Below are 25,089 nucleotides of genomic sequence, written 5' to 3' on the forward strand. Positions count from 1 at the left end.
GTGCGCCGGGTGGGATGACCCGCGGTGGGGTGAACGAGGGCGGGAGCCCGCGGCAGTGCGGCCTGCCTGCCACGGGCTCCCGATCACCGCGTCGCGCGGTGATCCCCGCTCAGGAGGGGGAGGAGAAACCGGTTCGGCCTGGACCAAGCATCGGCACGCCGGCACAAGCCGGGTATTGGCGCCGGTCGAAGACGACGCACCGCCGTGGCGAGGTCCCGGGGGCGGACGGCCGCGCTTCTTCGGCGCTGAGCTCTTCACCCAGCGCCCTGCTGAGGAGTGCGGCGGCCCGGCCGTGGGGCCGTCCACCGGACCAGGAACGACTCCGCCCCGGCGACCCGTACGCGTTGCAGGTGCACGGGCGTGAGGCCGTGACGGATGCCGAGCGGCACCTCGCCGACGCCGGGCAGCAGGACCACGGCGGTCCCGCCGGGCGCGAGCACCCGGCGCACCTCCGCCCACCAGCGTCCGGCGGACGCGGCGAGCAGACCGCCCGGGGCCACCTGACCGCCCCAGGGCGGGTTCGCCAGCACACGGTGGGCGACGCCGTCCGGCACCGGCAGGCGCCCGGCGTCGGCCCGGGCCACGGCGACGGGCAGCCCCGCGGCGTTCTCCCTCGCTGCCGCCACCGCCCGCGAGGCCAGGTCGAACCCGCAGGCGCGGATGCCCGCCCGCTGCCGCACCGCCTCCACCAGCAGGGTGCCGGCGCCGCAGCAGGGATCGAGGACCGTGTCACCGGGCTCGATGCCGGCCATGGCCACCATGGCGGCGGCGAGCGGGGGATGCAGGGTCCCCGGGACGGACCGCCGCTTGTAGGCCCGCCGGTGCAGCGGGCGCTCGGCGATGCGCAGCAGCAGCGTGGCCCGCTCCCCGTCGAGGGTGACCCGCCAGCCGCCGTGGCCCGGCGGCGGCGCGCCACCGCGCCGCGAGTGGTAGCCGACCCCCAGCCGGGCGGCCAGGGCGCGGCCGACCGCGTCCTCCACGTCGTACCGGGTGAAGTTGCGCCTGCCCAGGAACGACGCCGAAACCTCGACACCCGTGAGCGCGCCGGGGCCGCCGTGGTCGCGGCGCAGCCGCGTCAGGGTGGCGAGGTCGGCGGCGGCTGCGAGCTCCGCCAGGGCCGCGACCCCCGTCCGCGACGGGCCGACGTCGGTGCCCCGCGCGGCCAGCAGGAACACGTCGTCCGCCGTGCGCAGGCCCAGTACGAGGCCGTGCGGCGCGGGCGGCCGCGACGCGCGGAAGTGCACCTCGCGATGCCCGATGTGAGTGATTACGCCGAGGCCGTGCCGCAGTATCTCGGCGGCGACCGTCGGCTCCAGCCCGTGGACGCACCGCGCCACCAGACTCGCCGCCGTCATGGGACGGTGGGAGCGCTGGGACGCGGAGCGGAGAAAGTGACAGCGCGTACGCGCATGGTGATCGTTGTTCTCCCGCGTCGGCCCGGGACGGCGCGTCGCCGTCCCGCCTCGTCGGCGACGGGCGGGGCCTCGCTTCGCCGACGGCGGCTAGCGGAGGGGGAAGAAGAACGTGAACGTCACGGTCGCGATCGTAGGGCCGCGGGGGCGCCGGATCAACTTCTCCGCTCCGGCCTGGGCCGCCGGCCGTGGACCTGGACTCCGGCCCGGCCCCGTGCGGGTGAACGGGCGCTCTGGTGTAGGGTGCCGGTCACGGCGGCGACGACGCGAGGAGGTGAGCCCCATTACCGCTGAACAGGTCGGGTGCTCCCCTCTCCCCGCACGTACGGTCGCGTAGAGGCAGGCGACCGCGGGAGCGCCCTCGGCACACCGGAAGGTTCTCCCTTGTCACTGTCCCTCTCCCCCGCTTTTCCCTCGGTCGTGGCCCGGTTGCGGGCCGCGGGGTGCGTGTTCGCCGAAAACGAGGCCCGTCTGCTGGTCTCCGCCGCGCGTACGCCCGCCGAGCTCGACGACATGGTGGACCGGCGCGCCCGCGGCCTGCCGCTGGAACACGTCATCGGGTGGGCCGAGTTCTGCGGCCTGCGGCTGGCCGTCGACCCGGGGGTCTTCGTGCCCCGGCCGCGCACCGAGTTCCTGGTCCGCCGGGCCGCCGCTCTCGCCCCGCCTGGCGCCGTCGTCGTCGACCTGTGCTGCGGTTCGGGCGCGATGGGCGCGGCGCTGGCCGCAGCCGCCGGGCCGGTCGAGCTGCACGCCGTGGACGTCGACCCCGCCGCCGTACGCTGCGCCCGCCGCAACCTCGCCCCGGCGGGCGGCAGAGTGTACGAGGGCGACCTCTACGCAGCCCTGCCCGCCGCGCTGCGCGGCCGGGTGGACGTCCTGGTCGCCAGCCCTCCGTACGTGCCCACCGGCGCGATCGGGCTGCTGCCGCCGGAGGCGCGCGTGCACGAGCCGCAGGTCGCGCTCGACGGCGGCGCGGACGGGCTCGACGTCGTACGGCGGGTCGTCGCCGGGGCGGCCGATTGGCTCGTGCCGGGCGGCCACCTGCTGGTGGAGACGAGCGAGAGCCAGGCGGAGGAGACCGCCGAGGCCGTCGGCCGCGCCGGGCTCGCCGCCCGCCTGACCCGCGACGAGGAACTGGACGCGACCGCCGTGATCGGAACCCGGCCGGGCGGCGCGCGCAGGTGACGGCCCGCGGGGATTACGGTCGCCGGGGTTCCGGGTGCCCTCGTCCGGGCTCTCGGGGAGCAGAGGAGCACACCCGTGACAGAAGCGACGTCTTTCCTGCTGGAACGCCTGCACGCGGCCGGTCTGACCGACGTCGTCGCGGTCGAGCCGGCCACTGGAGGTCTCGCCGCGACGGCGGGGCTCGCGCGCCGCGGTGACGGCACGCCAGTGTTCGTCAAGGCGTTCGGCGAGCCGCCGTCGGACGACGCCTTCGCCGCGGAGGCCGAGGGGCTCACCGCGCTGCGCGAGGCGGGCGGCGTCGCCACGCCCGAGATCATCCTCGCCGGCCGCGATCTGCTCGTGCTGTCCGCGCTGCGGCCCAGGCCGGGCACCGAGGTCTTCTGGGCGCGGTTGGCGCATGCGCTCGCCCACCTGCACACCACCACGCGGCACCCCCGGTTCGGGTGGCACCGGGACAACTGGCTGGGCCGTCGCCGGCAGGTCAACACCTGGGCTGACGACGGGTTCGAGTTCTTCGCCCGGCACCGTCTGCTGCGCTGGCTCGGCGAGCCTCGCGTCCGGGAGGCGCTCGACACCGCGGACCGGGCGGCGCTGGAGCGGCTGTGCGACCGGCTGCCCGAGCTGCTGCCGGTCAGGCCCGCGTGCCTGACGCACGGCGACCTGTGGGCGCTGAACGTCATGGCCACCCCCGATGGGCGGCCCGCGCTGATCGACCCGGCCGTGTCGTACACGTGGGCCGAGGTCGACCTGGCACACCTCTGGACGACCGCGCCGCCGCCCGAGGCGCACGTGTTCTTCGAGCTGTACGCCGAGCTGACCGGGCTCGACCGCGACTGGCGCCAACGCATGCCGATCATCCAGCTACGCCAGCACCTGGCCGTGATCGCCCAGTTCGACCCCGACTGGGGCGCCGCCGACCTCGTGCGGGCCACGCTCGCCCCGTTCCGGCGGAGGGGGTGAGGTCGGCGGAGGGCACGGGGAGTAGGGGCGGTTGCCGTGGGCCGAACCGGTCGATCGGCTCCCGGAGCTCTCGTCTATCGTCGGGGCCGTGCTTTCCGACGTGCGGCTGCCGCCGGCCGAGACCCAGGAGCAGTTCATGGCCGTCCGACGGGACGAGTCCCGTCTCGGCCCGGCCGTGTCGGCCCTGCTGGGGCATCTCGGGCTCGGCGGCGAACGCCCTGAGCGCTTCGCCGACGGGTCGTTGCCGGTCTACGCGGTGGGCGACCGGCACGTGCTCAAGCTCTACCCCGAGGTCTACCTGCCCGAGGAGTACGACACGGAGCTGACCGTCCTGCGGGCCGTGGAGGGACGCCTGCCGATCCCGACGCCCCGGGTCCTGGAGGCGGGAGGGCTCGACGGGTGGAGCTACATCCTGATGACGCGCCTGCCCGGGGAGAGCCTCGCCCTGGCGTGGCCGGGCATCCCTCACGACAACCGGGTGGAGCTCGCCGCCGCCGTGGGCGAGACGCTCGCCGCGCTCCACTCGGTGTCCTCCCCCGGCCTCGACGCGGTCGTGGGGCCGCACGACTGGGACGGCTTCCTCCGTACGCGGCGGGACGCGTGCGTGGCGCACCACCGCGCCGACGGGCTGGAGGAGGCCTGGCTGGCGCAGATCCCGGACTTCCTCGACAGCGTCGAGCTCACGCCGTCCGCGCCCGTGCTGCTGCACACGGAGGTAATGCGCGAGCACCTGATGGTCGTGCGCGACGGCGACGGCCGGCGGCTGTCGGGCCTGTTCGACTTCGAACCGGCGATGCGGGGCGCGCGGGAGTACGAGTTCGCGTCGGTGGGGCTGTTCCTGTCCTGTGGCGAGGGCGAGATCCTGCGCCGCCTGCTCCTCGCGTACGGCTACCGCGACCGTGACCTGAACGAGGAACTGAGCAGGCGGCTGCTGGCCTACGCCCTGCTGCACCGGTACAGCAGCCTCGCCTGGTACCTGACCCGCTTGCCCGCGCCGCCGCGGCCCACCCTCGACCGCCTGGCCACGCATTGGTGGGCCTTGTAGGGCCGCGCACGTCCCTGCGCGCTACCTTGAGGCGCCGGCGACGTAGTCGTGCAGGCGGGCGGAGCCTTCGAGCATGGCGACGGCCGTGGCGGCGAGGGCGGCCCGGCGTTCGGCGAGGGCCGCGCGCAGCGCCTCGGTGCTGCCGCTGCGGCGCAGGCCGTCCAGCACGTCGCCGATCCGCGCCAGCGGATACCGGCCCTGCCGCAACATGTGGATCATGCGGGCGTCGCGGACCTCGGCGGGGCCGTACCACCGGTAGCCGGTGCCGGGCTCGCGCTGCGGGGTCAGCAGCCCGGCGTCCTCCCAGACGCGCAGCGCCGAGGCGCGTACGCCGAGGAGCGCGGCCACCTCCCCGATCCGCAGGGGGGACCGCGGCGCCATCGCACCGCCGGGGTCCTGGCCGGCCACCGCTTCGAGCGCCTCCCCCGTCGCCCGCAGGGCGAGCCGCTGCTGGTGCAGTGCGGAGTGGCAGGCGTCGACGAGGGCGAGCGCGCCCGCCAGGTCGCCGTCGTGCACGGCCAGCATGATCGAACGGGCGGCATCCCAGCCGTACCCCTTGGCCAGCGCCCGGTAGGCGAGCAGGGCGTCGCGGTGCCGCGCGTCGAACCTGCGGTAGCCGGCGGCCGTCCGCTCGGCGGGCGGGAGGATGCCCGCGTCTGCGTAGTTGCGGATCTGCTGGGTGGAGACCCCCGCCTCCCGCGCCAGGTCGACCGGGCGCAGCGCCCTGCGGCTCATCGATCCCGCCACATGCCGGCCGGCTTCACCTCGGTTGGGACTTCACGTCGCATCGGCTCATCGTAGCCGCCTGCGAGTCTCAAGTGATCTTCGTCAGGTGACGGCCCGGCGCACGGCGTAGACGACGGCGCCGGCGGCGAGCACGGCGGCCCCGGAGACCACCGAGGACAGGGGCAGGGCGAAGGCCAGGACCAGGCAGCCGGCCAGGCCGAGGATGGGCACCACCCGCGGCGGCCGTCCCTCTTCGGGCCCGAGGGTCCAGGCGGCCGCGTTGGCGATGGCGTAGTAGACCAGCACCCCGAAGGAGGAGAACCCGATCGCGCCGCGCAGGTCCGCGGTCGCGGCCAGGACCGCCACGACCGCGCCGACGGCCAGCTCGGCGTGGTGGGGCACCCGGAACCGGGGATGGACGGCGGCCAGGACGTGCGGCAGGTGCCGGTCGCGGGCCATGGCCAGCGTGGTGCGGGACACCCCGAGGATCAGTGCGAGCAGCGAGCCGGTAGCGGCGACCGCGGCGCCCGCGCGGACGACCTGGGCCAGGCCGGGATGACCGGCCTCCCGCACGGCGGCGGCCAGGGGCGCGACCGCGTCCGCCAGTCCCGTACCGCCCAGCACGGCGAGCGCGGACACCGCGACCGCCGCGTAGACGACCAGGGTGAGCCCGAGCGCGAGCGGGATCGCGCGGGGAATGGTCCGCACGGGGTCGCGCACCTCCTCACCGAGGGTGGCGATGCGCGCATAACCGGCGAAGGCGAAGAAGAGCAGGCCCGCCGCCTGCAGCACCCCGCCGGCCGTGACGCCGGCCGGCACGTACAGCTGCCCCGGGTCCGCCGCGCCGGAGGTCAGGCCCGCGACCACCACGGTGGCCAGCACCGCGACGACCACCCCGACGATGACCCGGGTGAGCCAGGCGCTCTTGTGGATCCCGGCGTAGTTGACCGCGGTCAGCGCCACCACGGCGGCCACCGCCACCAGATGGGCCCGCTCCGGCCACACGTAGGAGCCGACGGTCAGCGCCATCGCCGCGCACGAGGCGGTCTTGCCGGTCACGAACGCCCATCCCGCCAGATAGCCCCAGAAGTCCCCCAGCCGCTCCCGTCCGTACACGTAGGTGCCACCGGAGGCGGGGTGGCGCGCGGCCAGCCGGGCCGAGGAGGTCGCGTTGCAGTAGGCGACGACCGCCGCCAGGGCCAGCCCGAGCAGCAACCCGGACCCCGCCGCGCGCGCCGCGGGCGCCAGAGCGGCGAAGATCCCCGCACCGATCATCGAGCCCAGCCCGATGATCACGGCGTCGGGCAGGCCCAGCCGGCGCTCCAGCGGCCCCTGCCCGGCGCCGGTCGGCGTGCCCCTCATGGCGACCTCCGATGTCGAGGGCTTCGCGGTCTCAGGGCCACAGGCGGTGACGCGTCCAGGCGCCGTCCGCACGCGCATAGCGCAGGCGGATGTGCCGGCGGTCGCGGTCGGCCTGCCAGAACTCGACGTCGTCGGCGCGGACGCCGTAGACGGTCCATCCCGGCGCGACCACCCCGGGATCGGCCTCGATCCGCGCGTGTGCCGCGCGGAGGGCGGCGTCGAGGTCGGACGGTTCGTCCAGGACCTGCGACTGGCGGCCGGTCAGGGCGTCGGCGCGGGCGCCGGGGGAACGCGCGAGGAAGTCGGCGGCGCCGCGCCCGGCGTCCGCCGGGGCGGCCGCGCCCCGCACCCGGATCTGACGGCCCTGCTCGGGCCAGTAGAAGCTGAGAGCGGCGTACGGCGTGGCGGCCAGCTCCCGGCCTTTGCGGCTGCCCGCGCTCGTCGCGAAATACCAGGTGCCGTCCGCGTCGAGGTCCTTGCAGATCAGCACGCGGGACGAAGGCCGCCCGGCGGCGTCGGCGGTCGCCAGCGCCATGGCGTGCGGTTCCCGCACTCCGGCCTTGACGGCCGAGGTCAGCCATTCCACGAACAACGCGACCGGCTCCGCCGGCGCGGCGTCGACGTCGAACCCCGGCAGTTCGGTGTCGAAGACCGGAAGCCCCCGCAGCAGATCACGTATCGAACCCGCCGGACCGCTCTCCCCCACGATCACCCCTCCACCTCGCGGCGCGATGAATCCACGGCTGTTCCATCAAATGTGCTTGATGTATCGTCCGGGTCATGGCGTCGTCGAGTCAAGCCACCCCGGCGTTCGTGCGCCTGGCCGCGCACCCGCTGCGCTGGCGGCTGCTGACCGAGCTCGCCGCGGGTGATCTGCGGGTCCGCGAGCTCACTGCGCTGGCCGGAGCGCCGCAGAACCTGGTCTCCTACCACCTGCGTCTGCTGCGCGACGGCGGCCTGGTCACCGCCACCCGCAGCAGCCGCGACGGCCGCGACAGCTATTACCGGCTCGACCTGGACCGATGCGCGCAGGCCCTGGCCGGCGCCGGGGCCGCCCTGCATCCGGCGCTGCGCGGCGTCCCCGAGCCGCCGACGCATCCGGCGCGGTGGCCCCGGCTCTCGGTGCTGTTCGCCTGCACGGGAAACAGCGCCCGCTCGCCGATCGCCGAAGCTCTGCTGCGTCACCACACCTCCGGTCTCGTGACCGTGACCAGCGCCGGCAGCCGGCCCCGGCCGCAGATGCACCCGCAGGCCGTACGGGTGCTGCGCGAGCGACACGGCATCGACATCGCCGACCGGCGGCCCCGCCACCTGGACACGCTGCGCGGCCGCCGGTTCGACTACGTCATCACCCTCTGCGACAAGGTCCGCGAAACCTGCCCCGAATTCGGCGACCACGCGCGGCGAATCCACTGGAGCACCCCCGACCCGGCCGCGGCGGACCGGCCGGAGCCGGACGGCCACGCCGCGTTCGACCGGACCGCGGCGGACATCGACACGCGCGTCCGCCACCTACTACCCGTCCTGGCCCACACCCCGGAGGCTCCCCGATGACCGCGACCTACCGCTACGCCGGCGTCCGCTACCTCGTCGACGACGTCCAGGCGGCCGTCGACTTCTACACCACCCATCTCGGCTTCACCCTCAACAGCAGCGCCGCACCCGCCTTCGCCGACGTGGTACGCGGGCCGCTGCGGCTGCTGCTGTCCGGACCCGCCAGCTCCGGCGCCCGCGCCACTCCCGCCGATGTCTCCGGCGCGGGCCGCAACCGCATCCACCTCATCGTCGACGACCTGGACGCCGAGATCGCCCGGCTCCGCGCCGCGGGCCTGTCGTTCCGCGGGGAAGTGGTCGCCGGCCCCGGCGGCCGGCAGATCCTGCTCCCCGACCCCGCCGGCAACCTCGTCGAACTGTTCCAGCCCCGTTCCTGACTCGGTTCACCCGGACTCGGCCGGCTGTCAGGCGTCGCCGTCGGGTGCCGCCGACAGGCGGGCGGCGCGGGCGTTGAGATAGCGCCTGCGCGGCAGGCCCGCCGCCCGCCGGGCCGCCGTGAGGTAGGCCTCCCGTGCCGCGGCCCGCTCCCCCGCCATCTCCAGCAGGTGCGCGCGCACCGCGGGCAGGCGGTGGTCGCGGGCGAGCCGCTCGTCGTCCTCCAGTCCCGCGAGCAGATCCAGCCCCGCCCGCGGGCCCCGGCTCATCGCCACCGCGACCGCGTGGTTCAGCGCCGTCACGGGATTGGCCGACATCCCGGTCAGCACCGCGTACAGCGCGGCGATCTGCGGCCAGTCGGTCACCTCCGCGCTCGGCGCCTCGTCGTGCAGGGCGGCGATCGCCGCCTGGATCTGGTACGGCCCGGGCACGCCCCGGGCCAGAGCGGCGTCGACCAGCGCCACGCCCTCGACGACGCGGGCGGCGTCCCACAGGGTCCGGTCCTGCTCGGCCATCGGGATCGGCGTGCCGTCCGGGGCGGCGCGGGCCGCACGGCGGGCGTCGGTGAGAAGCATGAGCGCGAGCAGCCCGGCCACCTCGCCGTCGTCGGGCAGCAGCCGGTGGAGGATGCGGGCCAGCCGGATCGCCTCGGCCGCCAGGTCCTCCCGGCGAGGCCCGGCCCCGCCGGCATCCCCGGCGTACCCCTCGGTGAAGACCAGGTAGAGCACGTGCAGGACGGCGCGCAGCCGCGCGTCGCGGTCGGCTTCCGCGGGCATGCCGAACGGAACGCCGCTGTCCCTGACGCGCTGCTTGGCCCGGGTGATGCGCCGGGTCATGGTCGCCTCCGGCACCAGGAACGCCCGCGCGATCTGCGCGGTGGTCAGGCCGCCGACCGCACGCAGGGTGAGGGCGATCTGCGCGGTGGTCAGGCCGCCGACCGCACGCAGGGTGAGGGCGATCTGCGAGGCGGGCGACAGCGCGGGATGGCAGCACATGAACAGCAGGGTCAGCGTGTCGTCGGCCCCGGCCGCGGACCTGTCCGCCGCGGGCGCGGGCCGCCATTCGGGCAGCGCCCGCCTGCCGGCGGCCTCCTCCCGGCCGCGCCGGGCCTGCTCGGCGCGCAGCAGATCGGTGAGCCTGCGGCCGGCGACGATGACGAGCCAGCCCATCGGGTTGTCCGGCAGGCCGTCCTCCGGCCAGCGGACGGCGGCGGCGAGCAGCGCCTCCTGCACGGCGTCCTCGGCGGTGTCGAAGTGGCCGTACCGCCGCACGACCGCGCCGAGGACCCGCGGCGCCAGGCCGCGCAGCAGGTCCTCGGTCTCGCCGCGAGGCGTCGTCACAGCTCCAGCTCGGCCTGCGACTCGGCGATCGGACGCACGTCCACGTACCACTCGTGCGCCAGGGCCGCGCCCTCGGGATACGGGGTGCGCGCCAGGCGTGCGGCGATCTCCGTCGCCCGGTCGAAGCTGTCGCACTCGACGATCGTGTAGCCCGCCAGGACCTCCTCGGTCTCGGCGTAGGGGCCGTCGGTGACGACGGGGACCCCCTCACGCAGCCGGATCCTGCGGGCGTGGACGGGGGCGGTCAGGCCCTGGGCGTCGACGAACTCGCCCGACTTCACCAGGTCGTCGTTCCACTCCGTCATGAACGCGTGCATCGCCGCGACGTCACCGGCCGACCAGGCGGGCGTGTGGCCCGGCCGTCCCGCGAGGACGTCGTAGTCCTGCTGCGAGCCGTACAGCATGATCATGTATTTCACGGTTCGCTCCTCTCCGGCGGGCGCCTGCCGCACCGCCGCGCAAAGGACGTCGGAGCCGGCCGTCCGATCCGGACACGCTCTCACGCACACGGGAAAGTTTCACGTCCGGACACGAAGGCCGCGTCCCGGAGCAGCGCGATCTCTCCCACAGCCGGACACGCGGACCCGGGCCGTTGGCGCGCGCGCCCGCGTCGTCCATGGTGTGCGGCATGGCTCACTGGGCACGCGTGTCACGGATCCTGGCCGGCGTGGTGGTCACCGTGGCATCCACGGTGACCACCACGGTGCTGCTCCCGCCGATGGTCCCGGCGTCGGCGGCGGGCGCGGAGGCGGCGGCCCTCGCCCCGCGGCAGGATCCGGGGGAGCGGCCCGGGCGGCCGCCGGGGCGGCAGCTGCGCTGGGGCGACTGCGCGGGGGCCGGCGACCCGGCCCTGCGCTGCGCGGAGGTCACCGTGCCGCTCGACCACCGCCGTCCCCGCGGCCGGACGATCACGATCGCGATCTCGCGGCTGCCCGCGACCGACCCGGCCCGCCGCCGGGGCGTGCTGCTCACCACCGGAGGCGGCCCCGGCGGACCGGGCGTGCCGCTGCCGTCGACCCTGGCGCCCCTGCTGTCGCCCGAGGTACGGGCCCGATACGACCTGATCGGCTTCGACATGCGCTTCGTCGAGCGGAGCACGCCCATCGGCTGCGGGCAGGACCTGGAGGAGACCGGCGGCTACTGGGTGCGCACCGCCACCCCCGGGAGCTTCCCCGCCGACGCCGCCGAGGCCCGCGCGTACGCCCGCGACTGCGTGCGCGCCGCCGGGTGGGCCCTGCCGTACGCCACGACGGCGAACGCGGCCCGCGACATGGACGTCATCCGGGCCGCGCTCGGCGAGGAGAAGATCTCCTACCTCGGCGGGTCGTACGCGGGGATGCTCGGGGCGACCTACAGCACCCTGTTCCCCGGCCGGGTGGACAGGTTCGTGCTGGACAGCCCGCCCTACGGCGACACGGCGTGGCGGCCGTACGAGCTGGCGCGCACCCCCGCGTTCGAGGCCGGCACGGCCGCCTTCGCCGCCTGGACGGCCGCGCGCGACGCCGACTACGGCCTCGGCGCCACCGCGCAGGAGGTCACCGGCGCCGTCACCGGGCTCATCCGCCGCGCCGCGACGAGCCCCCTCGTCGTCGCGGGACACGCCTGGACCGGCGGCGAACTGGGGTCGCTGCTCGTGGCCGGCGTCTACGACGAGCGTTCCTTCGGGCTGGTCGCGGCGGCCTTCGCCGACCTCGCCGCCGGGCGGGAGCCGTACGTGCCGTTCCCCCTCCGGCCGCTGCCGCCCGCCGGGGTGCCTGGCGTCCCCGCGGACAACCACACCGCGACCAACATGGCCTACCGGTGCGGGGACGGCCCCTGGCCGCGCGACCCCCGCGACTACCTGCGCGACCTCGCCTCCTACGGCGCGCGGTATCCGCTGTTCGGGCCGACCAACGCCAACATCACGCCGTGCGCCTTCTGGCCCCGTATCAAGGACGAGCCGGTGCGGTTGTCGGCCAACCGGGCGCCCGGGGTCCTGGTGACCGCGGCGCTGCGCGACGTGGCCGTCCCGATCGCCAACAGCCGCGCCGTCGCCGCGCACATCCCGGGCTCGCGACTGGTGACCATCGACGCCCACACCCACGCGCCGTACCCGTCGTTCGGCGACGCCTGCCTCAACGGCGCCGTCGACGCCTTCCTCACCACCGGGACGCTCCCGCGCGCCGACGTCGCCTGCTGACCGGATCGGCGGGCAGGCCGCGTTCGCCCGGCTCAGCGGGTGAGAAGGGCGCGCAGGGCCCCGGCGACGACGGCCGGGGCCTCCTCGGCCATGAAATGCCCGCAGGCGACCGTGGAGTGCACCAGGTCGGGGGCCCAGGCGCCCCACAGCGCCACGGCGTCGTACCCGAGCGCGGCCCCCCAGTCCTGCTGGAGCACGCTCACCGGCATCCGCAGCCGGGCCCCGGCCTCCCGGTCCGCCCGGTCGTGGTCGGCGTCGATCCCCGCCGACGCGCGGTAGTCCGCCACGATCGAGGGCACCGCCGTACGGCAGGCGTCCAGGTAGGCGGCGCGTACGTCGCCGGGGATCGCCCCGCGGTCGAGGGTCCACAGGTCGAGGAAGTGGCCGAAGAACGCGTCCGCGCTCGCGCCGATCATCCGCTCGGGCAGGCCGGGCGGCTGGGCCATCAGGTACAGGTGGAACCCGACCGCGGCGGCGGCGCCGTGCATCACCTCCCACATGTCCAGCGTGGGCAGCACGTCGAGGCAGGCCAGGTGGCTGATCGCCGCCGGGTGGTCGAGCCCGGCGCGGAAGGCGACCAGGGCGCCGCGGTCGTGCCCGGCCAGCGCGAACCGCTCGTGTCCCAGCGCCCGGGCCAGGGCGACGACGTCGGCGGCCATCGTGCGCTTGGAATAGGTCTCGGGACCGGCCTCGGCAGGCTTGTCGCTGGCGCCGTAGCCGCGCAGGTCGGGACAGATCACGGTGTGGCCGGCGGCCAGGTCCGCGGCGACGTGCCGCCACATCAGGTGGGTCTGGGGGAAGCCGTGCAGCAGCACGATCGGGCTCCCCGACCCGGCGACGGCGGTGTTCAGCGACACACCGTCGGCGACCGGCACGCGCAGGTAGTCGAAACCGGGAAGGACAGGCGCCATGACGCGTTCCCTTTCTGTGCGGGATCGGATGTGCCCCCAGGCTGCCGGGCGTGAATGAGCATCCGGTCAGCGCGCTACCGTGACAGGTGCCGTGACCTGGAGGGGGCCGCAGGTGGGGATCGCGTTCGGGGTGCTGGGGCCGGTGACGGCCTGGGACGGCGCCGGCGCCGCGATCGCCCTGAAGGGGCCCCGGCACCGCGCGGTGCTGGCCCGGCTGATCGTCGCCCGCGGCCGCGTCGTCCCGGTCACCCGCCTCATCGACGACCTGTGGGACGAACCGCCGGCGGGGGCGCTCGGGGCCGTACGGACGTTCGTGGCGGCGTTGCGCCGCGCCCTGGAACCCGACCGGCCGCCCCGCACCCCCGCGCGGCTGCTGGTCACCGAGGGACCGGGGTACGCGCTGCGGGCCGCGACCGACGCGGTGGACTCCTGGCGTTTCGAACACGCGGTGGCCGCCGCCGCGGCGCTGCCTCCGCACGACGGGCTCGGGCGGCTGGAGGAGGCGCTGGGGTGGTGGCGCGGCCCCGCCTACGCGGAGTTCGCCGACCAGGACTGGGCCCGCGCCGAGCGCTCCCGCCTGGCCGAGCTGCGGCTGCACGCGGTCGAACGCCGGGCCGAGGCGCTGCTGGCCCTGGGCCGGACCGCCGAGGCGGTGCCCGACCTTGACGCGCACACGGCCGGGCATCCCTGGCGCGAGGAGGCCTGGCGGCTGCTCGCGCTCGCGCTGTACCGCGGCGGGCGGCAGGGCGACGCGCTGGCCGTGCTGCGCCGGGCGCGTGCGCTACTGGTGGACGAGCTGGGAGTGGACCCCGGCCCGGGGCTGCGCCGCCTGGAGACCGACATCCTGCGCCAGGCCGGCCACCTCGACCCCACCCCGGCCGCGATCGCCGGCGCGGCCGAACGGGTGTGGGCCGAGGCGACCGCCGCGTACGACCGCACGGTCGCCACCGGAGCACGGGCCCGTCTGGAGTCGACGGCCGGGCTGCTGCGCGACCTCGCCGTGACCGGAGGCGGCGGCCTGCGGGCGGCCCGCGAGCACCGCGTGGCCGCCGTCGAGGCGGCCGAGGAACTGGGCGACGCGGAGCTGACCGCCCGGGTGATCGGCGCCTTCGACGTCCCGGCCATCTGGACCCGCTCCGACGACCCCGGGCAGGCGGCGCGGATCGTGGCGGCGGCCGGGCGCACACTGGCCGCCCTCTCCGCCGGTCACGAGGCCGCCGGTCACGAGGCGGCCCGGGCCCGTCTGCTGGCGACGATCGCGCTGGAGTCGCGCGGCGCACGCTCCGGCCCCGGGCCGCGGGCGGCGCGGCAGGCCGAGGAGATCGCCCGCCGCCTGAACGACCCCGCGCTGCTGGCGTTCGCGCTGAGCGGCGTGTTCATGCAGACCTTCCACCGCACGGGACTGGCCGCCCGCCGCGACGGAATCGGCGCCGAACTGGTGGACCTGTCCGCCCGGCACGGCCTGGTCACCTTCGAGGTGCTCGGCCACCTCGTCCGGATGCAGGCCCGGTCGGCCCTCGCGGACTTCCCGGCCGCCGACGCGCACGCCGCCGCCGCCGAGGGCCTGGCCGTACGGCACGAGCGGCCCCTGGTGCGGGTGTTCACCGGCTGGTACCGGGCGCTGCGCCTGGACGCGACCGGGCGGGCACCGGTGGAGGAGGCCGAGGCCGCCTACCGGGAGGCCGCCGCGCGGCTGGACGGCGCCGGCATGCCCGGCATGGAGCGCGGCCTGCTGCCGCTCGCGCTGCTGTGCCTGCGCCTGCGGCACGCGCAGCCCGCACCGGACGACGTACACGCCGATTGGGGGCCGTACGCGCCGTGGGCCCGGCCTCTAGTGTTGCTGGCACGCGGCCACCGGACGGAGGCCGCGGCGGCGCTGCGCGCACTTCCCGAGCCGCCGGGAGACCTGCTGACGGAGGCCCTGTGGTGCCTGGCCGCCCGGGCGGCCCTCACCCTCGGCGACCGCACGACCATGGAACGCGCGTACGCCGCGCTGCTGCCCGCGGCGGGTGAACTGGCCGGGGCGGGCAGCGGCGTGCTGACGCTCGGCCCGGTGGCGGGACACCTGAACGACCTCGCCGCCGCGCTCGGCTACGAGACGAACAGGGGCGCTTGCCTCAGCGGCGGCGGGGGCGCGGCCTGCGGGCGGGCGCCCGGCCCGCCGCCGCGGGCGGACGGGCCGCGGGGCCCGACCAGTGCGACGGCCGGGTGAGGCCCGGGGGCAGCTTGGTGGCCTCGTCCCCCTTGGCCGCGTTCACCTGGGCCTGGGTGAGGAAGACGCTTTGGGTGAGGTCGGCTCCGCCGAGATCGGCGCCGCGCAGGTCCGCCCCGATGAGGTCCGCCCAGCGCAGGTCGGCCCCCCGCAGGTCCGCCCCGATGAGGTAGGCGCCCCTCAGGTTGGCGCCGCGCAGGTCGGCCTTTCTCAGCCGAGCGCCGATGAGATCGGCTCCCCTGCGGTCGGGAGCGCGGCCCCCGGCCGGCGCCCGCACCAGCTCGCTCGTCCGCAGCAGCAGCATGTTGACCTTCTCGCGGTGGGCGGCGACGTCCACGCCTAGCAGGTCGTCGGGGGTGCCCGTCGTCAGCCGCTCGGTCTCCTCGAACGCGCCGCGCAACTCGGCGTGGATCGGGCGGGCCGCCGGCAGGGCCAGCGCCTCGTCCAGGTACCACAACAGCTCGTGCAGGTGCCGCATGACCGGGAAGACCTCGAACATCCGGGCCGCGGTCCGCGGTTCGTCCCGCCAGCTGCGCCCGAAGGTGACCTGCGAGACCTTCTGCCCGGCGCCGAAGCAGTCGTAGACGGTGCAGCCGGGGAAGCCGCTGTCGCGCAGCCGGGCGTGGATGCCGCAGCGGAAGTCGTCCCGCAGGTTGGGGCACGGTCGTCCGGCGTCCTTGGTGATCGCGAAGTCGGCCGAGGCGGCGAAGGGCAGCGCGACGCAGCACAGCCCGAAGCAGTTCGCGCAGTCGGCCCGCAGGCCGATCCGCCTGCCGCCGGGGCCCGCCGGGGCGTCCGCGCCGGTGCCTGCGGGGTCGTGCGTGTCGGGCAACGTGCCTGATCTCCTCGTGTTCCGCGGGCGATCGGCCGCTCGCCGGCCCGGCGCCCAGCTAGAAACGTATCCCACCCGCCGAGCGCCGTACGCCGGGCCGCCCGCGCGGACCAGGTCCGCGGGCTCGAAGACGATCGGAGGCGAAATGGACGATTTCGTCCAGTTTATGGTGGTATGTCGGGTAATATCGGGCTGATCTCCAGCGGGGCCGGGTGCGCGAAGGCGGGGTTGTCGCATGGCCGATCGAGGGTCGAGGAAGGATTCCCCACGGCTCACCGCGCGCGGCGCGGCCACTCGCGACCGCATCGTCGCCACCACCGCCGACCTCATGTTCAGGCAGGGGGTCGCGGCGACGACCCTCGATCAGGTGGTGGACGCCTGCGGCATCAGCAAGTCACAGCTCTATCACTACTTCCCGGACAAGGAAGCCCTGATCGCCGAGGTGATCGCGATGCGGAAGCATCGCATGGTCTCTACCCAGAAGCCGCAGCTCGACCAGGTGCGCTCGATGCGAGATCTCGAACGATGGCGCGACTGGCTGGTGACCAGCCGCCGGGAGCGCGGCGAGCCCTACAGGTGTCCCATCGGCTCACTGGCCAACGAGGTCGCCGGCCGGTACGACGACGCCCGCCGCTCCCTGGCGGGCATCTTCGACACCTGGCAGGGACTGCTCGCCGACGGCCTCGCCCGGATGCGGGAAAGCGGCGAGCTCGACCCCGGCACCGATCCCCGGGAACTCGCCGTCGCGGTCATCGCCGCCCTTCAGGGCGGCTACCTGCTCGCCGAGACCATGCAGGACGAACGGCCCCTCATGGTCGCCCTCGACATGGCGTTGGACCACGTGAAAGCCCACGTCAGGGCCCCTGTCGCCAATTTGACACAATCGGACAACTGACCGCAAAGTGGACGAAATCGTCCAATCTGCGCTTCGTGGTACCGACCGTCCACGGGTGTGGCAGGAGAATGGTGAGGCCGATGCCGTTCCTGCGCTCGATCCAGAAGCGCTACACGACAGCCGTGGCGGTGTTGTCCCTGCTCTTCACGGTCCTGGGCGGCGTGAGCCTGGACCTGGCGATCCGCTACAGGGTCGAAGACAGGGTGTTCTTCGACGCCGAGCAGGTCGCCGCCCTGTGGAGCGCGCAGGTGCGCAACGGCACGCTGCCGCGCACCGCCCCCGTCGCGGGCACAGTCGACCTGGTCCAGCTGGTGGACGCGCGGGGCAGGGTCGTGGACGCCAGCCCGGCGGCGACCGGACGGCCGCCTTTGAGTGGTTTCAGGCCCGGGCCGGACGACCGGCTCCAGCGGCGCGTCGAGTGCGGGCCGGGCGAGCGGTGCGTCCTGCTCATGGCCAACCGGGTGTCGCCGGCCCCCGACGCCCCCGTCGTCTACGCGGGCACGGCCGAGCCGCCCCTCCTGGCGACACACCACCTCGAATACCTCATCGCGGGGGCCGCGCTCCTCATCGTCCTGCTCGGCAGCCGGCTGACGTGGTGGATCACGGGCCGGACGCTGCGCCCGATGGAGCAGCAGTTCCGGCTCGCCTCCGTCACCTCCCACGAGCTCAGGACGCCGATCGCCGGGCTGCGGGTGCAACTGGAGGAAGCACTGCTCTACCCCGACCACGTCGACCCCCGCGACACCATCCGGGGGGCGCTGTCGGCCACCGGCCGCCTGGAGGCGATCGTGCAGGATGTGCTGGCCATGGCCGGGCTGCGTGGCGCTCGGCCCGCGCCGCCCGAGCCGATCGACCTCGGCGCGCTGGTGACCGAGGAGGTGAAGGCACACCCCGGCCGTACGCCCGTGGAGGTCCGCACGACCGGGGACGTGTGGGTGCACGGCTCACGGGTGCAGCTGGTCCGGTTGGTGAACAATCTGCTGAGCAACGCGCGCAGGCACGCGGTGACCGGCGTCACGGTCGAGGTCGGGTCCGCCGGCGGCCAGGCGGTCGTGACGGTGAGCGACGACGGGAACGGCATCGCGCCCGACGACCGCGAGCGGGTCTTCGACCGGTTCACCCGGCTGGACGAGGGGCGGCGCAGGGACGCCGGCGGCACCGGGCTGGGTCTTGCGATCTCCCGCGACATCGCCCGGGCGCATCGGGGAACCCTGCGGGTCGAGGACTCTCCCCGCGGCGCGCGGTTCGTCCTCCGGGTGCCGCTCATGCACCGGAACGCGATGGGCGGCCTCCCGCCCACACCGGAGCCCTCGAGAAAAATCTTGAAAAAAATCCGGGAGAGGTGTCGATACGGGGTCGTCCCGTTCGAGGAGTGAGTGAAGGGCCGGTGAGGGACCGGCCCCCGCCCGAAGGGACAACCGCCCATGACCACCGCCACCGCTCACGCCGGCACCCCGTCCCGCGCCTGCGACCGCGAGAGCGCCGTCACCCGCAGCCTGCTGGGGTACGGCGTGATCGCCGGCCCGCTCTACGTCGGGGTGTCGCTCACCGAGGCCCTCACGCGGGACAGCTTCGACCTGACCCGGCACGCCTGGAGCCTGCTCGCCAACGGCGACCTCGGCTGGATCCACATCACGAACCTCGTCCTGGCCGGGGCGATGACCGTCGCCTTCGCCGCGGGCCTGCGCCGGGCCGCCGGACGCGGCTGGGCCCCCCGCCTGCTGGCCGTCTACGGCCTGAGCCTGCTGGCGGCCGGGGCCTTCCGGGCCGACCCGGCCCAGGGCTTCCCCCGGGGCGTGCCCGGCGGCGAGGTCAGCTGGCACGGCATCGCGCACCTGGCCTCCGGCGGCGTCGGGTTCACCTGCCTGGTCGCGGCCTGCTTCGTCCTCGCCCACCGCTTCGCCCGCAGCGGGCGGGCGGCCTGGGCGTGGGGGTCGCGGGCGACCGGCGCGCTGTTCGCGGCCGGCTTCCTGGCCATGGTCTCCGCCGCGGGCGCGGCCTGGTCCAACCTCGCCTTCACCGGCGCCGTGGTGCTCGGCTGGGCCTGGATCGGCGCCCTGGCCGTGCACGTCTACCGGAACGCCTGACCCGTCCCACGATCACCTGATAGATCATTGCTTGGAGGGAGAGACCGATGCGATACATGGTTCTGCTCAGGGCCGCCCAGCCCGCCACCCCGCCGCCCGCCGACCTCATGGAGGCCATCGCCAAGCTCGGCCAGGAGGCGACCGTCGCCGGGGCCCTGCTCGACACCGCCGGCCTGGCCCCCAGCGCGTCCGGGGCGGCCGTACGGCTCGCCGAGGGCGGGCTCAGCGTGACCGACGGCCCGTTCGCCGAGTCGAAGGAACTGATCAGCTACGCCCTGTACGACGTGCGGTCGAAGGAGGAGGCGGTCGAGTGGACCTCACGCTTCATGCGCCTGCACCGCGACCTGTGGGAAGGCTGGGAGGGCGAGGCCGAGGTGGTCAAGGTGCTCGGCCCCGAGGACTTCGCCCCGCCGGCCTGAGCACCCCGTGACCGGCACCGAGCCGCGGCTCGCGGCGCACCGCGCGATCGAGGCGGTCTGGCGGATCGAGTCGGCCAGGCTCGTCGCGGGGCTGGCCCGCCTCGTCGACGACGTCGGCCTGGCCGAGGAACTCGCCCAGGACGCGCTGCTCATCGCGCTGGAGCAGTGGCCGGAGGCGGGCGTGCCGGACAACCCGGGCGCCTGGCTGATGGCCACCGCCAAGCACCGCGCGATCGACCACCTGCGGCGGCGCGGCCGCTACGAGCGCAAGCTCCAGGAGATCGGCCGCGACATCGGCAGCAGGCCGGAGCCGGACCCGGACGCCGACATGGACGACCACATCCGCGACGACATGCTGCGGCTCATCTTCACCGCCTGCCATCCCGCCCTGACCACCGAGGCCCGCGTCGCGCTGACGCTGCGCCTGCTCGGCGGCCTGACCACCGGGGAGATCGCCCGGGCCTTCCTCGCCACCGAGCCGGCGGTGGCCCAGCGGATCGTCCGCGCCAAGCGCACCCTGGCCGCGAAAGAAGTCAGGTTCGAGATGCCGGCCCCGGACGAGCTGGCCGGACGGCTGGCGTCCGTGCTGGAAGTCGTCTACCTGATCTTCAACGAGGGCTATTCGGCCACGGCGGGCAACGACTGGACCCGTCCCGACCTCTGTCACGAGGCGCTGCGCCTGGGCCGTCTCCTGACGGGCCTGCTCCCCCGCGAACCGGAGGTGCACGGCCTGGCCGCGCTGATGGAGCTGCAGGCCTCCCGCCTGCGCGCCCGCACCGGACCCGGCGGCGCCCCGGTCCTGCTCGCCGACCAGGACCGGCGGCTGTGGGACCGGCTGCTCATCCGCCGCGGGCTGGAGGCGCTGGAGCGGGCCGAGTCGCTCGGCGGCGTCTTCGGCCCCTACGCCCTGCAGGCGGCCATCGCCGCCTGTCACGCCCGCGCGGCCCACGCCGGCGACACCGACTGGGAGCGCGTCGCCGCCCTCTACCGGGTGCTCGCCCACGTCTCCCCCTCCCCCGTCGTGGAGCTGAACCGCGCCGTCGCGGTCGCGATGGCCGGCGACCCCGCGCGCGGGCTCGAGATCGCCGACGCCGTCGCGGCCGACAGGGCCCTGCGCGGCTACCCCCAGCTGCCCGCCGTACGCGGGGACCTGCTGGCCCGGCTGGGCCGTACGGAGGAGTCGCGGCGGGAGTTCGAACGGGCGGCGTCGCTGACGGGCAACGAGCGGGAGCGGGCCCTGTTCCTCGGCCGCGCCGCGGGCGGCCGATAACCCCCGCCGGGCGGCGAGCACGCCGTACGGCCCGACGAGTCGAGGAGAAACCGGTCATGTCGGTGACGCGGGAAGTGCGCGCCTACTACGAGCAGGACAGGGAGCACGGCAGGCTCCGCGCGGGGCGAGGCCGGCTGGAGCTGTGGCGGACACAGGACGTGTTGCGCCGGGCACTGCCGTCGCCGCCCGCCCGGGTGCTCGACGTCGGCGGCGGCACCGGCGTGCACGCCGAATGGCTGGTCGCGGACGGCTACGAGGTCGAGTTGCTCGACCCGATCCCGCTCCACGTCGAGCGGGCCGGGGCCCTGACCGGGGTGACGGCCCGGCTGGGCGACGCACGCGACCTGCCCGCACCGGACGCGAGCATGGACGCGGTCCTGCTGCTGGGCCCGCTCTACCACCTGGCCGACCGCGCCGACCGGGTCACGGCCCTGACCGAGGCGCGCCGCGTGGTGCGCCCCGGAGGACTGGTGGCCGCCGCCACCATCAACCGCTACGCCGCCGTACACGACACGATCTACCTCGGGCACTACACGCAGGAGCCGGAGCGGCGCGCGGCGCACGAGGCCGTGACGGACGGCGTCATGCTGTCCCCCGGGCACGGTTTCTCCGCCTACTTCCACGAGCCCGACGAGGTTGCCGGGGAGTTCGCCGACGCCGGACTGCCCGAGGCCGAGCGGTACGGCCTGGAGGGCGCCTTCTGGCTGTACGGCGACGTCGACGACTGGCTCGACGACCCCGGACGCCGCGCGCTCATGCTCGACGCCCAGCGCGCCCTGGAACGCGTGCCGTCCCTCCTCGGCGTCAGCGGCCACCTGCTCACCCTCGCGCGCCGCCCCGCGTAGACCCCCTACAGCGCAGGCTCCTGCTTGGCCTTCGGGCGGGCACGCAGGTGGGCGCGCTCACCCTGCTGCCCGAACAGGCTGAGGAACTCCACCGCCTGCGCGTCGGCGGCCCCGAACCAGTGCGGCAGCCGGGTGTCGAACTCGGCCGCCTCACCCGGGGAGAGCACCAGATCCTGCTCGCCGAGGACCATCCGCAGCCGCCCGTTGAGCACATAAAGCCACTCGTAGCCCTCGTGGGTCTTCGGCTCCGGCTTCCTCCTGCCGCTGCCCGCCGGAATCACCAGCTTGTACGCCTGGATCCCCCCGGCCCTGCGGCTCAGGGGCAGCATGGTCATGCCGTTGCGTACGACCGGGCGCAGATGCACGCGGGGATCCCCGGTCGGCGGGGCGTCGACGAGCTCGTCCAGCGTGACACCGTGCGCCCGGGCCAGGGGCAGCAGCAGTTCGAGGGTCGGCCGGCGCGCGCCCGACTCCAGGCGCGACAGCGTGCTCACCGAGATGCCGGTCGCCGCCGACAGGTCGGCCAGGGTCGTCTCGCGCTGCCGGCGCAGCGCGCGCAGCCGCGGCCCGACCGCGACGAGCGCGTGTTCGAGGTCGTCGTCCACCCCGACAGCTTGCCATACCTCCAGCGACGCCAACGAAGAGCCGGAAATGAGACGTCAGCCCATCATTGGTAGGTTCCTGGGCAGACACTGACCTATTGAACGGAGGAGCAGCGCCGTGGATGTCGAGCAGACGGTGTTGCCGGGGATCGGGTTGCGGCACGAGTTCACCACCCGCTCGGGACGGCGAATAGGAGTCGTCTCCCACCGCACCGGGCGACGCGACCTGGTGATCTACGACCCCGACGATCCCGACAGGGCCTGTGAGACGGTGAAACTCAACGACGAGGAGGCCGACGCGCTCGTCGAACTGCTCGGCGCCCCCCGCATCGTCCAGCGGCTCAACGCACTGCACCGCGAGGTCGAGGGGCTGGTCAGCGTCCAGCTGCCGATCTCGCCGGGCACCCCCTACGCCGGCCGCCCCATGGGTGAGGCCCAGGTGCGCACCCGCACCGGAGCCTCCATCGTGGCCGTGGTCCGCGCCGGACGCGTCTTCGCCAGCCCCGCTCCCGACTTCGTCCTCGCCACGGACGACGTCGTGGTCGTGGTGGGCAGCGAGGACAGCACCGCCGCCGTCGCCGACATCTTCGCCAGCGGCTGAGGGCAGCGCGTGCACAATACCGCGATACTGTTCCTGGAATTCGGCGCCGTCGTCCTCGGACTCGGCATCCTCGGGGCACTGGCGCTGCGCGTCGGCATCTCCCCGATCCCCCTCTACCTCATCGCGGGCCTGGCCTTCGGTACCGGTGGCATCCTCCCGCTGGCAACCAGCGAGGAGTTCATCGCCACCGGCGCCGAATTAGGTGTCATCCTGCTGCTGCTCACCCTCGGCCTGGAATACAACGCCGACGAACTGGTGACCAGCCTCAAGGGCAACGCCCGCGCCGGCCTGGTAGACCTCGTGCTCAACGCCGCCCCAGGCGCGATCCTGGCGCTGCTGCTCGGCTGGGGCCCGGTCGCCGCGGTCGCCATGGCCGGCGTCACCTACGCCACCTCCTCCGGCATCACCGCCAAGGTCCTGTCCGACCTGGGCTGGATCGGTAACCGTGAGACCCCCGTGGTGCTGTCGCTGCTGGTCTTCGAGGACCTCACGATGGCGGTCTACCTGCCGGTCCTGACCGCCATGCTGGCGGGCCTGAGCGCCGTCGCCGGGGCGATCACCGTGGCCATCGCGCTCGCCGCGGTGAGCGTGGTGCTGCTGGTCGCGCTCCGCTTCGGCCGCTACATCGAGGCGTTCGTCGCCAGCCCCAACTCCGAAGTGCTCATGCTCAAGGTGGTCGGGCTGGCGCTGCTGGTGGCGGGACTGGCCCAGCAGCTGCAGGTGTCGGCCGCGGTCGGCGCGTTCCTCGTCGGCATCGCCCTGTCGGGCGAACTGGCCGAAGACGCCCAGGCGCTGCTCGCGCCGCTGCGCGACCTGTTCGCCGCGGTCTTCTTCGTCTTCTTCGGCCTGCAGACCGACCCCACCAAGATCCTGCCCGCCGCGGGCCTGGCCGCCGGTCTCGCCGTGGTGACAATGATCACCAAGCTGCTGACCGGCGGGTACGCCGCCCGCCGCGCCGGCATCGCCCGCGCCGGACGGGTCCGGGCCGGCATCGCGCTCATCCCCCGCGGAGAGTTCAACATCGTCATCGCGGGGCTGGCGGTGGCCGCCGGCGCCCACCCCGACCTCGGCGCCCTCGCCGCCGCGTACGTCCTGATCCTGGCGGCCTTCGGCCCCCTGGCGGCGCGCCTGGTCCAGCCGATCCTCACCCGGATAGCCGCCCGCGCCTGACGACCGTCACCCCCCGACACCGGCCTGCCCCCGCACCGCGGCGGCAGGCCGGTGTGCTGTCAGGGCATGCGCGTTCGCTCTCGCCGGGCTCAGCGGGTCACGGCGGTCTCCCGCTCCACACGCGACAACTTCTCGGGATTGCGTACGTGGTAGGCGCCGGCGACGTAGCCGTTCTCCACGCGTACCGCCACCACACCGTCGATCTCCCCGTCGACGCGCACGAGCAGCCCGCGGCCACCGTTGATCTGCACCAGTTCGACCGACCTTTCCGCGTCGCGTCTCCACCAACCCGCGGCCAGCAGGCGAGCCACGTTGCCGATCCCCACGACGGGCCGCAGCAGGGCGTGCCTGACTCCGCCGCCGTCACTCAGGGCGACGACGTCCGGCGCGAGGACGTCGAGCAGGCTCTGCAACGCGCCGGTCTCGACCGCTCGCTGGAAGGCCTGAAGCGCGGCTCGGGTCTCGGCGGCGGAGGCGGTGCCGCGTGGCCGGCGGGCGGCCACGTGCGCCCGCGCCCGGTAGGCGATCTGGCGTACCGCGGCAGGGCTCTTGCCGACGGCTTCGGCGATCTCGTCATAATCCAGGTCGAACACCTCGCGCAGCACGAAGACCGCCCGCTCGGTCGGCCGCAGCGTCTCCAGCACCAGCAGCATCGCCATCGAGACGCTCTCGGCCAGCTCGACGTCCTCGGCCACATCAGGCGCGGTCAGCAACGGCTCGGGCAGCCACGGACCGACGTAGGACTCCCTGCGCCGGCCGAGCGCACGTAGCCGGTCCAGCGCCTGCCGGGTGACGATCCGCACCAGGTAGGCCCGCTCCTCCCGCACGGCGCCAAGGTCGACATCCACCCATCGCAGCCAGGTCTCCTGCAGGACGTCCTCGGCGTCGGCGGCCGAGCCGAGCATCTCGTAGGCCACGGTGAACAGCAGGTTGCGATGGGTGACGAACGCCTCGGTCGCGCGGTCCACGGAGCCGACCCGGCCGGCACGATCGAGCGGCCCGGCCGGGCCCGCACTTCGTTCGCTCATGCCCGGCTCCCACCTGTTCGTTCTCAACGCTGCCACACGCACAGGACGCCGGTCCCCACCGCTCCGTAACACCCACGGC

General features: G+C 74.8%; 25 protein-coding genes. 15 read left to right on the top strand and 10 right to left on the bottom strand.

Annotation, left to right across the window (positions count from 1 at the left end; genetic code table 11):
* Nucleotides 1–254 precede the first annotated feature (254 nt).
* Complete coding sequence (locus HHX41_RS35495; protein ID WP_182909455.1) at nucleotides 255–1,355, bottom strand: methyltransferase domain-containing protein; 1,101 nt, start codon at nucleotides 1,353–1,355, stop codon at nucleotides 255–257.
* A 441-nt stretch (nucleotides 1,356–1,796) separates the two neighbouring features.
* Here HHX41_RS35495 and HHX41_RS35500 point away from each other — a divergent pair, with 441 nt between their 5' ends.
* From HHX41_RS35500 to HHX41_RS35510, 3 genes are all read left to right on the top strand, one after another.
* Complete coding sequence (locus HHX41_RS35500; RefSeq protein ID WP_211592067.1) at nucleotides 1,797–2,597, top strand: putative protein N(5)-glutamine methyltransferase; 801 nt, start codon at nucleotides 1,797–1,799, stop codon at nucleotides 2,595–2,597.
* A gap of 75 nt (nucleotides 2,598–2,672) precedes the next feature.
* Nucleotides 2,673–3,557 (top strand): fructosamine kinase family protein, encoded by an 885-nt coding sequence (locus HHX41_RS35505; protein ID WP_182909456.1) that lies wholly within the window; start codon nucleotides 2,673–2,675, stop codon nucleotides 3,555–3,557.
* A gap of 88 nt (nucleotides 3,558–3,645) precedes the next feature.
* Nucleotides 3,646–4,602: a phosphotransferase gene (locus tag HHX41_RS35510; RefSeq protein WP_220504715.1), complete on the top strand. Its 957-nt coding sequence runs from the start codon at nucleotides 3,646–3,648 to the stop codon at nucleotides 4,600–4,602.
* Between the two features lie 21 nt (nucleotides 4,603–4,623).
* Here the strand turns inward: HHX41_RS35510 and HHX41_RS35515 are convergent, their stop codons facing one another.
* From HHX41_RS35515 to HHX41_RS35525, 3 genes are all read right to left on the bottom strand, one after another.
* On the bottom strand, nucleotides 4,624–5,337 hold the full coding sequence (locus tag HHX41_RS35515; protein WP_182909457.1) for a MerR family transcriptional regulator: 714 nt from the start codon (nucleotides 5,335–5,337) through the stop codon (nucleotides 4,624–4,626).
* 93 nt (nucleotides 5,338–5,430) lie between these two features.
* Nucleotides 5,431–6,690: an APC family permease gene (locus HHX41_RS35520; protein ID WP_182909458.1), complete on the bottom strand. Its 1,260-nt coding sequence runs from the start codon at nucleotides 6,688–6,690 to the stop codon at nucleotides 5,431–5,433.
* 31 nt (nucleotides 6,691–6,721) lie between these two features.
* Nucleotides 6,722–7,396 carry a pyridoxal 5'-phosphate synthase gene (locus HHX41_RS35525; RefSeq protein ID WP_310742324.1) on the bottom strand — a complete coding sequence of 225 codons (675 nt, stop codon included), beginning with the start codon at nucleotides 7,394–7,396 and terminating at the stop codon, nucleotides 6,722–6,724.
* Between the two features lie 74 nt (nucleotides 7,397–7,470).
* Here HHX41_RS35525 and HHX41_RS35530 point away from each other — a divergent pair, with 74 nt between their 5' ends.
* Together HHX41_RS35530 and HHX41_RS35535 are read left to right on the top strand one after the other, a co-directional pair.
* Nucleotides 7,471–8,244 carry a metalloregulator ArsR/SmtB family transcription factor gene (locus HHX41_RS35530; protein ID WP_182909460.1) on the top strand — a complete coding sequence of 258 codons (774 nt, stop codon included), beginning with the start codon at nucleotides 7,471–7,473 and terminating at the stop codon, nucleotides 8,242–8,244.
* On the top strand, nucleotides 8,241–8,621 hold the full coding sequence (locus HHX41_RS35535; protein ID WP_182909461.1) for a VOC family protein: 381 nt from the start codon (nucleotides 8,241–8,243) through the stop codon (nucleotides 8,619–8,621). Before HHX41_RS35530 ends, HHX41_RS35535 begins: the two co-directional genes overlap by 4 nt.
* 27 nt (nucleotides 8,622–8,648) lie before the next feature.
* Here the strand turns inward: HHX41_RS35535 and HHX41_RS35540 are convergent, their stop codons facing one another.
* Both HHX41_RS35540 and HHX41_RS35545 read right to left on the bottom strand, forming a co-directional pair.
* The gene (locus tag HHX41_RS35540; protein ID WP_182909462.1) at nucleotides 8,649–9,959 is read right to left on the bottom strand and encodes an RNA polymerase sigma factor; all 1,311 of its coding nucleotides are present in this window, start codon (nucleotides 9,957–9,959) and stop codon (nucleotides 8,649–8,651) included.
* On the bottom strand, nucleotides 9,956–10,369 hold the full coding sequence (locus HHX41_RS35545; RefSeq protein ID WP_220504726.1) for a YciI family protein: 414 nt from the start codon (nucleotides 10,367–10,369) through the stop codon (nucleotides 9,956–9,958). Before HHX41_RS35545 ends, HHX41_RS35540 begins: the two co-directional genes overlap by 4 nt.
* A 218-nt stretch (nucleotides 10,370–10,587) precedes the next feature.
* On the opposite strand from HHX41_RS35545, the gene HHX41_RS35550 reads away from it, so the two are divergent.
* Complete coding sequence (locus HHX41_RS35550) at nucleotides 10,588–12,138, top strand: alpha/beta fold hydrolase (RefSeq protein WP_182909464.1); 1,551 nt, start codon at nucleotides 10,588–10,590, stop codon at nucleotides 12,136–12,138.
* A 32-nt stretch (nucleotides 12,139–12,170) separates the two neighbouring features.
* Here the strand turns inward: HHX41_RS35550 and HHX41_RS35555 are convergent, their stop codons facing one another.
* Nucleotides 12,171–13,049: an alpha/beta fold hydrolase gene (locus HHX41_RS35555; protein ID WP_182909465.1), complete on the bottom strand. Its 879-nt coding sequence runs from the start codon at nucleotides 13,047–13,049 to the stop codon at nucleotides 12,171–12,173.
* A gap of 91 nt (nucleotides 13,050–13,140) precedes the next feature.
* On the opposite strand from HHX41_RS35555, the gene HHX41_RS35560 reads away from it, so the two are divergent.
* Nucleotides 13,141–15,261: a BTAD domain-containing putative transcriptional regulator gene (locus tag HHX41_RS35560; protein ID WP_396795680.1), complete on the top strand. Its 2,121-nt coding sequence runs from the start codon at nucleotides 13,141–13,143 to the stop codon at nucleotides 15,259–15,261.
* Here HHX41_RS35560 and HHX41_RS35565 read toward each other — a convergent pair.
* Entirely contained in the window at nucleotides 15,167–16,093 is a 927-nt protein-coding gene (locus HHX41_RS35565; RefSeq protein ID WP_259401557.1) for a pentapeptide repeat-containing protein, read from the bottom strand. The two genes, HHX41_RS35560 and HHX41_RS35565, sit on opposite strands and share 95 nt — an antisense overlap.
* Before the next feature lie 235 nt (nucleotides 16,094–16,328).
* On the opposite strand from HHX41_RS35565, the gene HHX41_RS35570 reads away from it, so the two are divergent.
* The 6 genes from HHX41_RS35570 to HHX41_RS35595 all read left to right on the top strand — a co-directional run bounded on the left by HHX41_RS35570 (nucleotide 16,329) and on the right by HHX41_RS35595 (nucleotide 21,609).
* A complete protein-coding gene (locus HHX41_RS35570; RefSeq protein WP_169982760.1) occupies nucleotides 16,329–16,988 on the top strand; it encodes a TetR/AcrR family transcriptional regulator in 660 nt (219 codons plus the stop codon).
* Between the two features lie 80 nt (nucleotides 16,989–17,068).
* Nucleotides 17,069–18,364: a HAMP domain-containing sensor histidine kinase gene (locus tag HHX41_RS35575; RefSeq protein WP_182909467.1), complete on the top strand. Its 1,296-nt coding sequence runs from the start codon at nucleotides 17,069–17,071 to the stop codon at nucleotides 18,362–18,364.
* A 48-nt stretch (nucleotides 18,365–18,412) separates the two neighbouring features.
* Complete coding sequence (locus HHX41_RS35580) at nucleotides 18,413–19,075, top strand: DUF998 domain-containing protein (protein WP_182909468.1); 663 nt, start codon at nucleotides 18,413–18,415, stop codon at nucleotides 19,073–19,075.
* A gap of 47 nt (nucleotides 19,076–19,122) precedes the next feature.
* Nucleotides 19,123–19,494, top strand: coding sequence for a YciI family protein (locus HHX41_RS35585; RefSeq protein ID WP_169982763.1), 372 nt, complete (start codon nucleotides 19,123–19,125; stop codon nucleotides 19,492–19,494).
* Nucleotides 19,495–19,501: 7 nt separating this feature from the next.
* Nucleotides 19,502–20,764 carry an RNA polymerase sigma factor gene (locus tag HHX41_RS35590; protein WP_310742321.1) on the top strand — a complete coding sequence of 421 codons (1,263 nt, stop codon included), beginning with the start codon at nucleotides 19,502–19,504 and terminating at the stop codon, nucleotides 20,762–20,764.
* A gap of 56 nt (nucleotides 20,765–20,820) precedes the next feature.
* Nucleotides 20,821–21,609 (top strand): bifunctional 2-polyprenyl-6-hydroxyphenol methylase/3-demethylubiquinol 3-O-methyltransferase UbiG, encoded by a 789-nt coding sequence (locus HHX41_RS35595; protein WP_182909469.1) that lies wholly within the window; start codon nucleotides 20,821–20,823, stop codon nucleotides 21,607–21,609.
* Between the two features lie 5 nt (nucleotides 21,610–21,614).
* On the opposite strand, the gene HHX41_RS35600 is transcribed toward HHX41_RS35595, so the two are convergent.
* A complete protein-coding gene (locus HHX41_RS35600) occupies nucleotides 21,615–22,214 on the bottom strand; it encodes a helix-turn-helix domain-containing protein (RefSeq protein ID WP_169982765.1) in 600 nt (199 codons plus the stop codon).
* Nucleotides 22,215–22,329: 115 nt separating this feature from the next.
* On the opposite strand from HHX41_RS35600, the gene HHX41_RS35605 reads away from it, so the two are divergent.
* The gene (locus tag HHX41_RS35605; RefSeq protein ID WP_169982766.1) at nucleotides 22,330–22,812 is read left to right on the top strand and encodes a cation:proton antiporter regulatory subunit; all 483 of its coding nucleotides are present in this window, start codon (nucleotides 22,330–22,332) and stop codon (nucleotides 22,810–22,812) included.
* Between the two features lie 9 nt (nucleotides 22,813–22,821).
* On the top strand, nucleotides 22,822–23,982 hold the full coding sequence (locus HHX41_RS35610) for a cation:proton antiporter (protein WP_169982767.1): 1,161 nt from the start codon (nucleotides 22,822–22,824) through the stop codon (nucleotides 23,980–23,982).
* Nucleotides 23,983–24,071: 89 nt separating this feature from the next.
* Here the strand turns inward: HHX41_RS35610 and HHX41_RS35615 are convergent, their stop codons facing one another.
* Entirely contained in the window at nucleotides 24,072–25,010 is a 939-nt protein-coding gene (locus HHX41_RS35615; RefSeq protein ID WP_182909470.1) for an RNA polymerase sigma-70 factor, read from the bottom strand.
* Nucleotides 25,011–25,089: the final 79 nt, after the last annotated feature.

It is taken from the genome of Microbispora sp. H13382 (genome assembly GCF_014161445.1).
Taxonomy (GTDB): domain Bacteria; phylum Actinomycetota; class Actinomycetes; order Streptosporangiales; family Streptosporangiaceae; genus Microbispora.

Coding starts and splice junctions, on each gene's coding strand:
- HHX41_RS35495 (WP_182909455.1), bottom strand. CDS start 1,355: ATGACGGCGGCGAGTCTGGTGGCGCGGTGCGTCCACGGGCTGGAGCCG.
- HHX41_RS35515 (WP_182909457.1), bottom strand. CDS start 5,337: ATGAGCCGCAGGGCGCTGCGCCCGGTCGACCTGGCGCGGGAGGCGGGG.
- HHX41_RS35520 (WP_182909458.1), bottom strand. CDS start 6,690: ATGAGGGGCACGCCGACCGGCGCCGGGCAGGGGCCGCTGGAGCGCCGG.
- HHX41_RS35530 (WP_182909460.1), top strand. CDS start 7,471: ATGGCGTCGTCGAGTCAAGCCACCCCGGCGTTCGTGCGCCTGGCCGCG.
- HHX41_RS35535 (WP_182909461.1), top strand. CDS start 8,241: ATGACCGCGACCTACCGCTACGCCGGCGTCCGCTACCTCGTCGACGAC.
- HHX41_RS35545 (WP_220504726.1), bottom strand. CDS start 10,369: ATGATCATGCTGTACGGCTCGCAGCAGGACTACGACGTCCTCGCGGGA.
- HHX41_RS35550 (WP_182909464.1), top strand. CDS start 10,588: ATGGCTCACTGGGCACGCGTGTCACGGATCCTGGCCGGCGTGGTGGTC.
- HHX41_RS35555 (WP_182909465.1), bottom strand. CDS start 13,049: ATGGCGCCTGTCCTTCCCGGTTTCGACTACCTGCGCGTGCCGGTCGCC.
- HHX41_RS35570 (WP_169982760.1), top strand. CDS start 16,329: ATGGCCGATCGAGGGTCGAGGAAGGATTCCCCACGGCTCACCGCGCGC.
- HHX41_RS35575 (WP_182909467.1), top strand. CDS start 17,069: ATGCCGTTCCTGCGCTCGATCCAGAAGCGCTACACGACAGCCGTGGCG.
- HHX41_RS35580 (WP_182909468.1), top strand. CDS start 18,413: ATGACCACCGCCACCGCTCACGCCGGCACCCCGTCCCGCGCCTGCGAC.
- HHX41_RS35585 (WP_169982763.1), top strand. CDS start 19,123: ATGCGATACATGGTTCTGCTCAGGGCCGCCCAGCCCGCCACCCCGCCG.
- HHX41_RS35595 (WP_182909469.1), top strand. CDS start 20,821: ATGTCGGTGACGCGGGAAGTGCGCGCCTACTACGAGCAGGACAGGGAG.
- HHX41_RS35615 (WP_182909470.1), bottom strand. CDS start 25,010: ATGAGCGAACGAAGTGCGGGCCCGGCCGGGCCGCTCGATCGTGCCGGC.